Genomic DNA, 13,591 nt, shown 5'->3' with positions numbered 1-13,591 from the left:
ATTTCACGTGGATGACGTCACTCGAAGCGACGCTTTTCCTCTGCGTAGAGACATGCCGAAGCGCGGCACCGAAAAAAAATTAAGAAATAGTTCGAGCTCAGGAATTCCCAAGCAATCGACGGCGTTTAGCTCAGCAGGACGATGCCGCCCGGCAAGGATGTGACGGTCGCGCCAAACAGTTTCTCGACTTGCTCGAGGACCGCATCGGCGTTGCGAACCCGGAAATTGGCGCTGAACAGCCGCGCGCCGAGCGCAGAATTCACGACGATGATTTTTCCGGAACGATAACGATTGATTTCGGTGATGACTTCACGTAGCGGCTTGGAGTGGAAGATCAACAGATCGTCTTGCCAGGCGGTCACGATCGCCGCATCGACGAACGCGGGCTTGCCCAAGCCTGATCGATCATAGGTGATCTGCTCGCGGGCGCGCAACGACGCTGTCGCCGCGCCGTACGAGACCTGAACGTTCCCCTCGACACAGGTCACGCAAACCGCGTGCCCATCATTCCGTATGTTGAATTTCGCTCCAATTCCGCTGGTTTGGCCTTGACTGGACGTCACGACAAAGGCCGGCCCCGCGCCGGATGGCGTCGCGACCAGCGCCTCGCCCGAGATCAGCTCGATCCCCGCGGCCTCCTTCGCAACCTGTCGCAGCGCAATGCTGGTTTGGGTATTCATCTCGACGAAGGTCGCGTCGGCCACCACAATACGCCGCCGCTCGCCGGTGTGCGTCCGATAGTCGGCCGCCATTTCCGACCAGGATGGCCAGAGGCCGAGCGGCGGCTGCACGACGAAATATGCTGCGCTCGCGGCGATGGCGGCGGCCCCGCCGCCGAGCACGGCACGACGTGACATCGAGATAGAGGAGAACGTCCGCGCGGCCGGGCGTTTCCCCTCAAACGCCTCCGGCCCCAAGGCCTCCCACATCCGCGCGGCCTTCATAAACGCGGTGCGATGCGCCGGATCACACTCGATCCACACCTTGCCGTCCCGCACGTCAGCAGGTCCTGCCTCCCCCGAGGTGAAACGGACCAGCCAATCGTGCGCTTCGCGCTCGATCCGGTCCAGCTTTTCGCGTGGGCTATCGGTCATCCCTGTCATCAATACGCTTGTTGGCCTCCTGTCCATGCGATTGCTGAACGGGCTGAGGGCCGAATCTTTGCACGAGTTGCCGATCCAGACGAAGCGCGCAATGGGCTAACGCATGCTTCAACTCGATCTCAACCAATCTTTGTGATATCTCTAACTGTACTGCAATTGCGTGCAGGGTTTTTCCTTCAACGCGCGCTGCATGCAGGATAGCGCGCCGTCGCGGGGTTAATTCCCGGATCGCCTGTTGAAAGGCTTCGAGCTCGATCTTCGCTTCCAGACTTCGTTGGGGACCGGGCGCTTCATCGGCAATGTCGAAGGCGATCTTCGCGTCATCGAGCGAAACCGTGTATTTTTCCGAGTGCAGTTTCCTCAGGGCGATATTTTTGGCCATGCGCAACAAGTAAGAGCGCGGCCGCTGCACCGGCGGCAGATCCGCGCCCCGGCAAAGCTCCATATACGTGTCCTGCAAGGCGTCACCTGCAAGCTCCACCGAATTCAATCGACGGGCCAACCTGGCTCGCAAATCATCATAGCAGAGTGTCAAAAAACGGCGCAATTCGGCGCGGCTGCTGTGGGTCATGCGGGATCGCGACGCTGGACCCTTGTCCCGCAAGCGTCGTACGCGCCCCCTGCCTCGCGCAGCGACATACTAGCGCCCGGCCTTCTGGTCGACGGGTGATGCGCAGAGCCTCGCATCGGCCGCTGCTCCCGGCAGCGCAACCATGGTGATCGGCTGCGGCATCTGCGCCGGTGGCGGTTCGGTCACGCGTGACTTGCCAAGCGTCGCCAACAGCATCCGGTGACTTGCCTGTTCGCCGGCCGATCCGTCCAGTTCTGCGTGCTGCACCAATCCCGACGAACTGATCCACAGCTTGATCACCAGCCGATAACTCACGGGACGCGTGTCGGGATACCGGCACAGAATGCGCAGGATGTCGTCTTGCACCACGGCGAAATAGCGCTGATATTGGCCATCCCGGGCGATCCGTGCCGTGGCGAACGCATGCGCCGTATCGTCGCCGGGATGAATCAGCAGGTAGCTGTTTTCGCGCGCGCGCAGTGGGACGAGTTCTGTCCCTGCGAGCAGGTCTCTGAGAGCATCGTCACGCGTAAGGGCGCCGGTGACCGCAGAGGATCGCTGTCCGATGGCCGCTGCGCCGTCGTAATATACCTCGGTCCCGGTCGCCGCGCAGAACGCGTCTATGGCAGACGCCAGAGGTTGCGCGGGGATGTCGAAGGAAGTCGCTCCCGCCGGCGATGCATGCGACAGAGCCAGAACCATCATCAAATGCGCGACAACAACGGCAAGATCCCGTGTGATCACGCACTTCCACCTGCTGACGATGTTGATGAAATGCTGGTTCACCTTGGCAAACACGAGACTCACGGATGGCTGCGGATCGGTCCGTTACGAATTGAACCAGAGGCCGGTCAATCAGAAACTCTCCCCAACTTACGACGCTGCGCAAGACGGTATTGTGACACGCTTAGACTACGGACCTAGTGTCACCCAATGCTAAACGCCGTCGTTGACTCGAAAGGCGTCGTCTCATCCCGAACTAATCATCGATTTGGATGCTCGATGCGCGACGCAGTATCAGGCCTTGCAGCGGTAGATTTGCACCTCTTGTGCGAGATGTGCTGACATGATGCCGCCCGCAACGGGCCTCACTGATCCCTACATGGGGCGATTGTTTGGAGCACCTGAACGACATAGCGCTGTCGTCGAGGTCTTGAAGATCGAGAGCTTCCGGCGATACGGCGAAGGCGATCGGCGAGACTCACGAAGTCAAGTGTGATCCGGCCGCGCGGATCATCAGCCGCGCGAGGCTGTCGAAAGTTGAAAGAGGAAAGCCGAACTATTCCGATCGCGGGCAAGATTGCTCGCGGGCTTGGGCTAAGCCTTTCTTTGATCGCTGGAGGCGCTGAAGCATCCGGTGGCGCGATCCGGGTAGTGCCATCCAGCGCTCGATTGACGTTCGTAGACAAAGCAAACGGCTTTGAGCACGAGTTGCCTTCACCGCCTTCAGATATTCCAGGTATCGAGGTGCTGCGCCACGAGATCGCGCGTGAAAAGGCTGGTGTAGGTCGTACACCTCGACCTCGGTCCGAGACCCAACTGTGAAGTCTCAAGCAGAGGGCCGGACACAGAATCCCACACCGCGAACTGTATGAATGATTGGATAGGCTTGTTCGCTGTCGATCTTTCTTCGCAGACGTCCGACGTAGACATCAATAAGATTCGTCGCAGGATCGAAATGCAGACCCCAGACGTGCTGCAGCAGCAGACTTCGAGTGATGACTTCGCCGGTATGGCGAGCAAGATACTCCAGGAGTCTGAATTCCCGGGGCCTTAGCCCGATCTGTCGGCCGGCCCGGGACGCGGTTCGAGCCACGAGATCCATCTCCAGATCGCCGACCCGCAGTACGGTTTCCTGGTGAACAGAAGTGCCACGCCGCGACAGCGCATCAACACGAGCAAGCATTTCTGCGCAGGCGAACGGCTTCACGAGGTAGTCGTCGGCGCCTGCACGCAGACCGTCCACGCGATCAGCAACTGCACCGAGCACACTGATGATCAATACGGGAGTCCCGATTCCGTCTTGCCTGAGACGGCGGATGACTTCGATCCCGTCGATGCCCGGCAAAATGCGATCGACGGTCATCACGACATATTCGGCGGCGCGACCAAAGCTTAGCCCCTTCTCGCCGTCGGACGCGATCGTGACGTCATAGCCAGCGGCACCCAGGCAGCTACCAAGCTCCCTGGCGGTCCACCAATCATCCTCGATGACGAGAACACGACGCGCGCAGTTCGGCATGACATCACCTCCACCGCGGGTTGCGGGCTTCGGGATCGTGTCGGTCGCATTGAGACGTCAATGCACTAACACCGCCGCTGGTGGACAATTCCGCAAGCACTTGGAGAGGACCGATCATTTAGGACATTGGTGGGATCGAGTGGGTACGAAGCCTGACCATTCGCAGTAGCCGCGGTTCGATTCACGCGTTCAGCCTTACAATTGGATCGAGTGTGCCGGCGTGGCTTTGCTCGAAAGGGCGAACTGTTAGTGCTAGACGCTTGGCCGGCCGCTCAGTCGATCAGTGGTGGCGCGGTGCACTCGGTGAATTGCCGCGACAATGGTATGATAATACCTACAATACGTATAGCGATTTTTCACGCGCAGACTGTTTAAGGCTGCATCAGTGATCCGCGAGATCCGTGACATGACGTGCCTGTTCGCATGGTTGCGTCGGCAGCATGGGGCGAATGGATGCGAGATCGAGCTCTGCGTCCGCCAGCCCCTGAGCTGCCGCACGCCCTAGCCATAGACGTGCCGCTTCCGGATCGCGCTCGCCGGCCAGCCCGCGCGCTAAATATCGACCCAGCATTTTCTGAGCTTCCGCATGCCCCCGCTCAGCGGCCGCTCGGAACCAGTGCTTCGCGACCGTACGGTCGGTCGGCACGTCATATCCACCGCCATTCAGCAAGCCTAGCGCGAACATGGCGCCAACATGACCCTTGCCGGCAGCCTTCTCGAACAACACCGTTGCCGCGAGAGGATCGCGCGGTCCGCCCCGGCCGTTCACCATCATTTCCGCCAGGGCCGCTTCGGCGTCGGCGATGCCGACCGCGGCGGCGCGCGAAATCCACGCGCGGCCCGCTTCGGCGTTTGCCTCGATGCCACGTCCATCGACAAGCATGCGGCCATACCAGTACTGCGCGTTCGCGACTTCGTCAGCCGCTCGGCGCAGATACTGAGTCGCCTGCCACTCGTCGCGCTCAACGCCAACGCCATCCGCCAGACAGAGCCCGTAGTTGAGTGCCGCCACCAGATCGCCGGCCGCGGCTGCCTGCTCGAGCCAATGGCGCGCCTTAGCCAGATCTTCGGGGTTCCCATCACCGACACCTCGCAGCAGAAGGTTCGCGAGATCCACCCGGGCCTGCAGATCGCCGGCGTCAGCGGACATCCGGAGCCAGCTCGCCGCCTCTCTCGGATCGCGCGCCACCCCGGCGCCGGTCAGATAAAGCAAGCCAAGCGCCCGCGCCGCCGTGTGGTGGCCGGCCTCTGCCGCACGGCGGAACCAGATCGCCGCCTCTGCGTAGTTGGGCGGCAGCGAGCCGCCCCTGACGTATAAGTCGCCGACAAGCGCCGCCGCATCCGGATCACCAGCTAACGCCGCCCTGCGCAGCCACGACTCGCCTTCTGCCGGGTTTGGCTTGACTCCAAGCCCGCACATCAGTGCGCGTCCCCAGCTTGCCTGGCCGGAGCGATGGCCCTTGACGGCCGCCTGCCGGTAGAGCTCGGCCGCGACCGCGAGGTCGCGTTCCGTTCCGACCCCGCGTTCGGTCATCACACCAAGCAGATAAATCGCCGGTAGCAACCCTGCCTGTGCCGCACGCCGGAGATTTTCGACCACCTTGCGCCGCCCTTCGTCATCGGTGACCGACCGCGCCAGCGACTGTGCGTATCCCAGCGCGCCCTGAGGACAACCGGCTTCGGCAGCGCGCTGATACCACCCGCGCGCCTCCTCCAGGTTGCGCATCGATTCCGGGCCGGAGCTCAAAACGTAAGCAAGCACAGCCTGTCCGTCTGCGGAGCCATGCTCGGCTGCCCGCCGCGCCCATTTTTCCGCCGCCACAAAGTCGGGTTCTAGCGCCACCTCGCCTGAGAACAGGCCTGCTACGGAGGAGCTGCCTGCAACGGCTTGCCGGTTCGCTGCGGTGCCAGAGCCGTGGATGTGCAGCACGGCGAGCAACCACTGGGCTTCGACGTGGTCCTGAGCCGCGGCGCGCGCGAGCCAGCGTACGCTCTCGGTGAGGCTGGCCGGGACGCCCGAACCGCACAGATAGCAGCGCCCGACCCAGTATTCGGCCTCTGCGTTGTCGGCGCCGGCGGCACGGGCGAACAGCGTAAACGCCTGCGTCATGCGGGACTGCTTGTTCAGGTGAATTGCGCGCCGCACTGCCGCCGATGACGACAGCAGGCTGATGACACGATCGAGAACACTCAACCGCGTTGTACGCGCGTTCTTGCGTCTCGTGGCGTCTTTGTCGGCGCGTCTCATGGCTCGCGCATCCCCTCCGACATCACTGGTAGACTTCGGCCAAGGAGGTAAGCCATGACGGTGCGCTTGCCGACCTTGATGTCGGCGGCAACCGGCATGCCCGGCATAATGTGAAAGCCAGCCGGCAAGTCGTGAAGCATCAACCGGTCGAGGGTGATGCGCGAACGGTAGAAGGGCTCGGTGTTGGCAGGGTTCACAGGAACCGAGCCAGAGCGAGCCTTCGTGTTGTCTTGCGTGGTAAAACTGTCGGCGCTGATAGTGCGAACCGTTCCATACGCCAAGCCGTACTGTGTCGAGGGAAGGGTGTCGAATTTGACCGCTACCGCGGCACCGATGTGGACGAAGCCGTTATCACGCCCTGCAATGTTCGCTTCGATCTCGAGCGGAGCATCGACGGGCACCAGCGTGATCAGTTGCTCGCCCGTTTGCAGCACGGAGCCTTCTGAAACCTTGGCAACCGTCAGCACTGTGGCGTCTCGTTCGGCGTGCAGTTCGATCAATTGGCGCCGCAACAGCGCCTTGTTCAGCGATTCCCGGGCATCGCTCAGCTTTCGAGATCCTTCCGACAGCGCCTGGGCGATCTGGACGCGCCAATTCTGCAAATAGGCGTCACGCTCGGCAATCATGGCGGCGAGTTCGGCCTTGGCACTCTCGCCCGTCTTGACGGCGGTGGACAGACTGCGCTCGATCTCGAGCCTGTTGTCGGTCGCGATCAAGGCGTTGAGCTGACTGCCGACTTGCAGTGCCTCCAATTTCTTGCGCATGGATTCCACCATTTGCGCGACGGCCAACCGCTCGCGGAAAGCCGTCGCGTCCGCGGTCGACCGCGCCGCTGTGGCTGCCTGGGCATCGATCTTTTGACGATACGACTCCAACTTTGACTTCCGTTCCGACTCGCGCTGCGCATAGATCGCAGCCTGCAGCAACATCGGCGGATCAACTCCGGAATATTGGAAGGACCGGTCCTCCACCTCCGCCTGCATGCGCGCCACCTCGGCTTGCAGGCTAAAGACCTGGGCTTGCGTCGCGCCGACGTCGGCGCTGGCGAAGGTAGGGTCAAGCCGAGCAAGCATGTCGCCCCGATGAACGCTTTGCCCTTCCGTCACGTCGATCGAGCGAACAATCGATGTTTCCAGCGGTTGCACGACCATCATCGGCGCCTTGGAGACAACCTTTCCTTGCGCCGTCACGACCCTGTCGATCGGGATCAGCCCCATCGCCACGATGCACGCGGCGAACATGCTGCCGATCATCCAGATCGTCCCGCGCGCCGCGACTGGCACAGGGGCGGCGATGATGGCCTTGGTCGGCGATTGGAATTCCAGGAGCGCCGGAAGCGTCGAATCCTCCGGTCGGCTCGTGAGACTAGCTGCGCCGGACGGGCGAGTGGGCAAGAGCGACATGACATGGCCCTCGACTGTCGAGATGGCGGCTCTGTTGCATCCAGAGCTGGCGGTAGATGGCGCAGCGTTCGAGGAGCAAGCGGTGCGGCGCGATGTCAACCATCTTGCCTCTTTCCAGGACAAGGATCTGATCACAGTCGATCAACGACGACAGGCGATGCGAGATGATCACCATGGTCCGGCCGCGCGCGATGCGAAGCAGACTGGCGTTCAGGAGCGCCTCGCTCTCCGGGTCCAGCGCGCTGGTCGCCTCGTCCAGGATCAGGATTCGCGGATCATTGATCAGTGCGCGTGCAATTGCAATCCGCTGTCGCTGTCCGCCTGAAACGTTCGGCGAGCCTTCCTCGATCTGCGTCTCGTAGCCATTCGGCATACGCTCGATGAATTCCTCGGCGCCGGCGAGGCGCGCGGCGAGCACAGCGTCGTCCAACGTCAACCCGGGCCGTCCGGCGATGATATTGTCGCGTATCGAGCCGCGGAACAGAAAGTTCTCCTGCAGCACGACACCGAAGCTCTGGCGCAGGTGACGCAGATTGATCTCGCGCACGTCGTTGCCGTCGATCTTCAGGAAGCCGTTGTAGTCGCGGTTGATCCCTTGCAACAGCCGCGCCAGCGTCGATTTGCCGGATCCGCTGCGCCCAACGATGCCAAGCATCGTGCCGGCCGGTACCTCGAAGGTGACGCGGTCGAGCGCGGGAATCTTCGTGCCTTCATAGGTGAAGCTGACATCCTCGAACGAGATGGCGCCGGCAAATCGCGGCAGGAGCCCGCCAAATGCTGCCTCCGCCTCCGGCGGCCGATTCAGCACGGACGCGACTTCGCCGATCGCGGCTGAAACCCCTTGGTAATCCTCAATCAGACGCGCCAGCCCGACGAGCGGCTGGGCGACGCGCATGCTGAGCATCATGAAGGCGAACAGCGCACCGACCGCATAGCCGGTATTGTCCGCCAGGGCCATGTAGGCGCCCACCAGCACGATGCCGACTGACATGAAGCGTTCGATCGGGGCGACGATCGTCTGTGGCCAGTTCGTCAGCTTGCCGAAGGCGAGGCGCCACGCCGCGGCATCTGCGACACGCGCGTCCCACAGCGCCTTGCGCTGCGGCTCCAGGGCGAGCGATTTTATCGTCTTGATGCCGAAAACGGTCTCGCCTAGCGCCGATGCCTTCTCGGTCTCGGCGCGAACTACCCTGCCGAACACGTGTCGCAGCGGCCGCAAGAATGAAAGAATAACCAACATGATCGACGCCGCGCAGGCCAGAACCATCGATGCCAGGAAGGTGTTGAGATAGAATAGGAATGGCAGCAATACGATGAGCGTCGTCAAATCGAGGAACGTGCTCAGCAGCTTGCCGGTGAGGAATTCGCGGACCTTGTACACTTCCACAATCTTGTGCATCGTTTCGCCGGCGGGGTGCCGCTCGAAATAGTCAAGCGGCAGCCGCAGCACGCGGTTGAAGACATGCAGGTTCAGTTTTGCGTCAAGTCGCATGCCAACGACGAGAACGATCAGCCGACGGGCGTAGCCGAGGAGGACCTCGAACACGGCTGCAATTGCGAGCAGCGCACTGAGCAGCGCGAGCGTCGAGTAGCTATTGTGGGTCAGAACCTTGTCCACCACGTTCATGACCAGCAATGGCGGAAAGATCGTCAGAAAGCTCAGCGTCAGCGATGCAAGCCCCACATCGCGCAGCGATCGCCTCTCCTGCAGCACCAGGCCGGCGAGCCAGCTCAGGCCAAACGCCCTGTCAATCTCCGGCTGCCCCCGCCGCGCGCGCAGCAGGACCGCCTCGCCTGACCAGACCCGCTCCAGCCGCAGCCTGTCCACGGCAATGCCGCACTCGCTCGCGCCAGCGCGAGGATCCCTGAGGATGACCACATTGTGCTCGGCATTCACGCCGACCAACAGTCCGGCGCCACCATCGGTGAACAACAGCACCACCGGCCCGGCGTCCTGCAACCGCATCAGTTGACGCCATCGCAGCCGTACCGCTCGTGCCCACATGCCGGCGTTCTGCAGCCAGGCCGAAAGCGCTGCAGCGGACGGCATTTGTTCACCATGGATGCAGGGAAACTCGCGCGGATCGAGCTCCATGCCATGGAATCTGGCCGCATTGATCGCGGCCGCCAGGCGCGGGTGAATCTCGTCGCCGCCGGCACTGCCATGGCGTGCCGCGCCATTCCTCGCCGCACGACATCCCTCGCCGGGACTGGCTGCGGATACCAGCCCCGCGCTATGGGTGCCCAAGCCGAAAGTCTGCCCGCTCAAGAGCTCCACGAGCGGCCCCTTCCAATCCATCTTCAACCCAACGGGCGAGGCATTCGCCTCGGCGAAGCACACGTTGTCGCCGCTTCAAGCTTCGGCGGAAGCGTGCGTCGTCCTCGTTTGAGTCACCCGTGCAGCGCGCAAAGCCAAGCGCTATCGCTAAGCGCTGGCCCGGCCCTCAGCCGTGCGGATGCGAGCCCGGCATCGACATGGTGGATCGATCCGGTTCGGGGATCGCCGCCAAGCTGCCAAACAGGCCATGCGCTTCGTTCTCCACGCCGGCCGTAAAGTAGATCTTGTTGGGATCGCTGTTGGCACTGCCGTTGCCGGGAACGAGGGCCCAGAGATCGCCAATGGTGATTGGCGCACCCTTGGCGTCGAGCAACTTGCCCTCAAAATGATCGTTCTTCAAATCGAACGCATTGATCGTGCCGTCACCAAAATTCCCGACAAGAAGATCGTTGGCGAATTCTCCAAAGGTAGAGGGCGCGATCGCAAGGCCCCACGGAGAATCGAGCGGCCCGCGCGACGCCACCCTGTCGAGCAGGTGCCCTTCCAGATCGAACTCGTCGACAAAGCCGTGGCCAGCACCAGCAACGTCATCATGCTTATCCGCATTCTGCAGCGCGAACGTAACGAACAAGTGGCCGTCAAGAACCTGGACGTTGAAGGGCGCATAGCCGTGCGGCAGATGCCGATCGGTGAAGCTGTTCACCTGCTTGAAGTTCTGGTCGAAGACATCGACCGTTCCGTTGTGGAAGTTTGCGGCGAAAAGGAAGGTGCCATCATCGTTGCTGCCGATCGCAAGGCCCTTGTAGACGGCGCCATCGCTCGAATTATCGACCGCGATGACCGAGCTTGTGGGGTCCACCTTGGGATTCCAGCCGGATATGGTGCCGCTCTCGGTTGCGAAGATGAACAGCGAGGACGCCGTCGTTGCATTGCCGTTGATGTCGAGGCCGCTGATGTCGAAACCGCCTCCGCCGTTGAACACCTGCCCAGTGGGATCGGAATGGTCCTGGCCGGGGAGCGCCGCGACCGTTACAAGCTTAGGCCCGGCCGGCATTCCAGCGCCATCATAAATTGTCGTCACACCCGTCCCGTTGTCCGAGACCCAAAAAGGACTGGTCGCGCTGTGGGCAACGCCCCAGGGATTGATGAGGTTTGGATCGATCGTCGGCGCGGCGCCAGGAGTATCCGAGACCAGATTGGTCTGCGTGAAGGCGACCTCCTCCTGCTCTTTGTGATGGTGATGATGGTTATGATGGTCATGATCCAGACTCATTGCGTCCATGGTTTCCTCCAGTTTCGTAACGCGCGTGTCTTCCGCCCCGGTCAACGGCACGTTGATCTGAAGCCATCCCCTTTCGGAAATGACAGCGCTTCTGGAAATGGGAAATTCTGAACGCCCGTGGGGCACGAGCGACAACTTATAATCTGTTCGGACGTCACGCCGACTCAAATGACCTTTTTGTTAGTTTTTTCACGATCGGGTGACAGTTGGCAGATGCGGGTGGTTGATCCTGCTTTGGTGGGGGCGCATCACGGCTCGAACCTGGGACCCGCTGATTAAGAGTCTGCGGCTTGGTCATTTGACCAAGCCGCTCCATGACAACCCGACACTATTTCTTCAGTGGCGCATAGAACGTTCCATCGACCTCGGCGATGTCATCCTGATCGAGCTTTCGAACCTCGAGAACAGTACGTGGCGGATAGGGCCCTTTACCCCAAAGATCTTCCTGCACCTTATTCACCACAGGACGTAAACGCACGACATCAGATACATAGATGGTCAAGCGTCCCGCATCTCTTAGTGACGCACCTTCGGCAGCGGCGACCTGCTGCATATTGACGAACATCTGGCGGATACGTGCCTCCTCGCCATCAACGAGCTTGTTGGTGGCAGGATCGATACCGCGCATGCCGCCGACAAACACAAAATCGCCAGCGCGTGCACCTGCGCTCCACGATCCGGTCGGCTTCACACCTCCGTTGACGGACGGGATGATCTTCACTCCGTCAGCACAAGCCGGACTTCCTATGAGAACACAAGCCAGAACGGTGGCGAGCAAGCGTGAATCAACAGTCATGTATATCCTCCAGGTAAGCAAAGAAAACTTGGCTTTCGCGCCTCAGCAACCGAGAACGATTGCATCGATCAATTTTCCAACCACGGACCTCGTCGTCGCTGCCAGAAATGGCGCGTCGATAAAGCGGTGCTCGGAGGCATACATCGCCGTTTGTGCAGCAAGGTGCGATGCGATGCCTTGCAGGAACTGCTGCTGATACCGAGCCGCTTTCGTCCCGTCGTTTTGCGTAAGAAATCCGACAACGCTTTCGGCTGCCTGAATTCCGCTCCACAGGGCGGTAGCAAGTCCGTTCGCGCCTACCACCATCCTATCGCCACAGCCTCAACAAGCGTAACCGAGATGGCCTCAACGTCCTCATCAAGCGTGAAGACGCTGTAGCAGGCCACGAGCTTGTCGAGGCGACGGAGCATCACTGCCGGACCTGCGGTCACAGCGGAGCGGTCTGAACAATCGACCAACAGCCGCGTATTCACCGATGATCCGTCAGCAAGCTCAACGGCGATTCCGGTTTCAGATCTCGAGAACTGCCGGGCTCCACAAAAAACGCGACTTACGCCATCGACTTCAAGTGTTTCCGCCATCCGCGCCTCAAGCCGATAACGATCGATGTGCCAGCCCGACATTTCTCCCTGGTGGAACACGCTACGACGCAGCGCTCTATTACCCCACACGGAATAGCTGCCCCGACTGACCAACGCCGTCTCTGCATCAAGCAGGCCATGCCATCCTAGTGTTTCCAGATGGGGGCCCGCCCGAAACGACAGCGTTTCGCCGCATCGATGAGCGCTGAGATCGAAGCAACCGCTACGCTGGACATCACGAACCCGCACATGAAATGGAGCGGCTATCGCACTGGTCCAAAGCCGACGATCCGCGTCGAGCCTTACAGGACCAGCGAGATCGTCGACCATCCACTCGAAGATGGCGACGGTCGATCGCGAAGCGTTCCTTTAAAGAGAACCTCTGGCGGAGCATCACCAGAGGTCTTGGAGATTTACGTGAATAGAAAAGTGCCTCCTTCTCGCTGGTCAAGACTTATAGGCGTCGCCGCCGACGCTAGAAGTTGCGCCGTGCCTGGAAATGAAGTGACACGGTATTCTGCCCGGCGAAGGTGTATGATTGCGGTATTGGTGCTGCGGGAGCAAAGACAGAACTGCCCGTCATCGACGTATTGACGTGGGCCCACAACACTTCACTCGAGAACGTCAGGTTCTTCACTGGGGTCCAGCGCGCGAAACCAAACGGGGGCACAACTGCAACCGGGCTTTGGGCCCTTAAGCGCCGCATGAATATTGGGCTAAGGCCAGAGCTACTCGGCAGCTTTATTTGGCATAACGGAAAAATCCTTCGACCTCTGGCCGTCTACGGCTTCCGCAAATCCTTCGGCGGCCAAGCCCCGTTTGAGCAACTCTCGGATTGCGGCGGCCCTGCTCGGCATCCGCTTTGCGAATCGCCACGTATCGATGATCCGCAGTTCCGCTCCCGTCAGCATAATTTGGAGCCGCTCGGCCCTGTTGAGCTCACCCATCTGACTTTCCCCGTCAGCCGCGTACTCCTTCAACCCATGAAGCCTAAAATAAGTTCCTAGCTAATTCTACTCACTTAATGCCGAGCGGGGATTAAACAGTCATAGCTACAAAGACTTTCTTTGAGGAAATAACCTATTGA

At 60.9% G+C, this 13,591-nt stretch carries 12 protein-coding genes; all 12 read right to left on the bottom strand.

Going from position 1 to position 13,591, the window contains the following annotated elements:
- Positions 1 to 125: 125 nt before the first annotated feature.
- Positions 126 to 1,094, bottom strand: coding sequence for a FecR family protein (locus tag ACZIRK_RS09375; RefSeq protein ID WP_463327219.1), 969 nt, complete (start codon positions 1,092 to 1,094; stop codon positions 126 to 128).
- On the bottom strand, positions 1,084 to 1,674 hold the full coding sequence (locus tag ACZIRK_RS09370) for an RNA polymerase sigma factor (protein ID WP_463327218.1): 591 nt from the start codon (positions 1,672 to 1,674) through the stop codon (positions 1,084 to 1,086). The genes ACZIRK_RS09375 and ACZIRK_RS09370 overlap by 11 nt, the downstream gene beginning before the upstream one ends.
- Before the next feature lie 69 nt (positions 1,675 to 1,743).
- Positions 1,744 to 2,472, bottom strand: coding sequence for an STN domain-containing protein (locus tag ACZIRK_RS09365; protein WP_463327217.1), 729 nt, complete (start codon positions 2,470 to 2,472; stop codon positions 1,744 to 1,746).
- 751 nt (positions 2,473 to 3,223) lie between these two features.
- Entirely contained in the window at positions 3,224 to 3,916 is a 693-nt protein-coding gene (locus tag ACZIRK_RS09360; RefSeq protein WP_130222713.1) for a response regulator transcription factor, read from the bottom strand.
- Positions 3,917 to 4,298: 382 nt separating this feature from the next.
- On the bottom strand, positions 4,299 to 6,164 hold the full coding sequence (locus ACZIRK_RS09355) for a tetratricopeptide repeat protein (RefSeq protein ID WP_130222711.1): 1,866 nt from the start codon (positions 6,162 to 6,164) through the stop codon (positions 4,299 to 4,301).
- Positions 6,161 to 7,567, bottom strand: coding sequence for an HlyD family type I secretion periplasmic adaptor subunit (locus ACZIRK_RS09350; RefSeq protein WP_463327216.1), 1,407 nt, complete (start codon positions 7,565 to 7,567; stop codon positions 6,161 to 6,163). The genes ACZIRK_RS09355 and ACZIRK_RS09350 overlap by 4 nt, the downstream gene beginning before the upstream one ends.
- Positions 7,530 to 9,908, bottom strand: a complete 2,379-nt coding sequence (locus ACZIRK_RS09345; protein WP_474417730.1) for a peptidase domain-containing ABC transporter — start codon at positions 9,906 to 9,908, stop codon at positions 7,530 to 7,532. Before ACZIRK_RS09345 ends, ACZIRK_RS09350 begins: the two co-directional genes overlap by 38 nt.
- A gap of 103 nt (positions 9,909 to 10,011) precedes the next feature.
- Positions 10,012 to 11,127 (bottom strand): TIGR03118 family protein, encoded by a 1,116-nt coding sequence (locus ACZIRK_RS09340; RefSeq protein WP_130222707.1) that lies wholly within the window; start codon positions 11,125 to 11,127, stop codon positions 10,012 to 10,014.
- A 328-nt stretch (positions 11,128 to 11,455) separates the two neighbouring features.
- A complete protein-coding gene (locus ACZIRK_RS09335; RefSeq protein ID WP_130222705.1) occupies positions 11,456 to 11,923 on the bottom strand; it encodes a RidA family protein in 468 nt (155 codons plus the stop codon).
- Between the two features lie 42 nt (positions 11,924 to 11,965).
- The gene (locus ACZIRK_RS09330) at positions 11,966 to 12,229 is read right to left on the bottom strand and encodes a hypothetical protein (protein ID WP_463327214.1); all 264 of its coding nucleotides are present in this window, start codon (positions 12,227 to 12,229) and stop codon (positions 11,966 to 11,968) included.
- The gene (locus tag ACZIRK_RS09325; protein WP_463327213.1) at positions 12,220 to 12,834 is read right to left on the bottom strand and encodes an NAD(P)/FAD-dependent oxidoreductase; all 615 of its coding nucleotides are present in this window, start codon (positions 12,832 to 12,834) and stop codon (positions 12,220 to 12,222) included. Before ACZIRK_RS09325 ends, ACZIRK_RS09330 begins: the two co-directional genes overlap by 10 nt.
- Before the next feature lie 398 nt (positions 12,835 to 13,232).
- Positions 13,233 to 13,451 carry a hypothetical protein gene (locus ACZIRK_RS09320; protein ID WP_456641219.1) on the bottom strand — a complete coding sequence of 73 codons (219 nt, stop codon included), beginning with the start codon at positions 13,449 to 13,451 and terminating at the stop codon, positions 13,233 to 13,235.
- Positions 13,452 to 13,591 lie beyond the last annotated feature (140 nt).

It is taken from the genome of Bradyrhizobium sp. Leo114, from assembly GCF_055229415.2.
This window is presented reverse-complemented; position numbering and strand designations above follow the sequence as displayed.

What these genes read in the sequence shown, in the direction of transcription:
- ACZIRK_RS09360 (WP_130222713.1), bottom strand. Translation starts at nt 3,916, where the DNA reads ATGCCGAACTGCGCGCGTCGTGTTCTCGTCATCGAGGATGATTGGTGG.
- ACZIRK_RS09370 (WP_463327218.1), bottom strand. Translation starts at nt 1,674, where the DNA reads ATGACCCACAGCAGCCGCGCCGAATTGCGCCGTTTTTTGACACTCTGC.
- ACZIRK_RS09335 (WP_130222705.1), bottom strand. Translation starts at nt 11,923, where the DNA reads ATGACTGTTGATTCACGCTTGCTCGCCACCGTTCTGGCTTGTGTTCTC.
- ACZIRK_RS09325 (WP_463327213.1), bottom strand. Translation starts at nt 12,834, where the DNA reads ATGGTCGACGATCTCGCTGGTCCTGTAAGGCTCGACGCGGATCGTCGG.
- ACZIRK_RS09330 (WP_463327214.1), bottom strand. Translation starts at nt 12,229, where the DNA reads ATGGTGGTAGGCGCGAACGGACTTGCTACCGCCCTGTGGAGCGGAATT.
- ACZIRK_RS09350 (WP_463327216.1), bottom strand. Translation starts at nt 7,567, where the DNA reads ATGTCGCTCTTGCCCACTCGCCCGTCCGGCGCAGCTAGTCTCACGAGC.
- ACZIRK_RS09375 (WP_463327219.1), bottom strand. Translation starts at nt 1,094, where the DNA reads ATGACCGATAGCCCACGCGAAAAGCTGGACCGGATCGAGCGCGAAGCG.
- ACZIRK_RS09340 (WP_130222707.1), bottom strand. Translation starts at nt 11,127, where the DNA reads ATGGACGCAATGAGTCTGGATCATGACCATCATAACCATCATCACCAT.
- ACZIRK_RS09320 (WP_456641219.1), bottom strand. Translation starts at nt 13,451, where the DNA reads ATGGGTGAGCTCAACAGGGCCGAGCGGCTCCAAATTATGCTGACGGGA.
- ACZIRK_RS09355 (WP_130222711.1), bottom strand. Translation starts at nt 6,164, where the DNA reads ATGAGACGCGCCGACAAAGACGCCACGAGACGCAAGAACGCGCGTACA.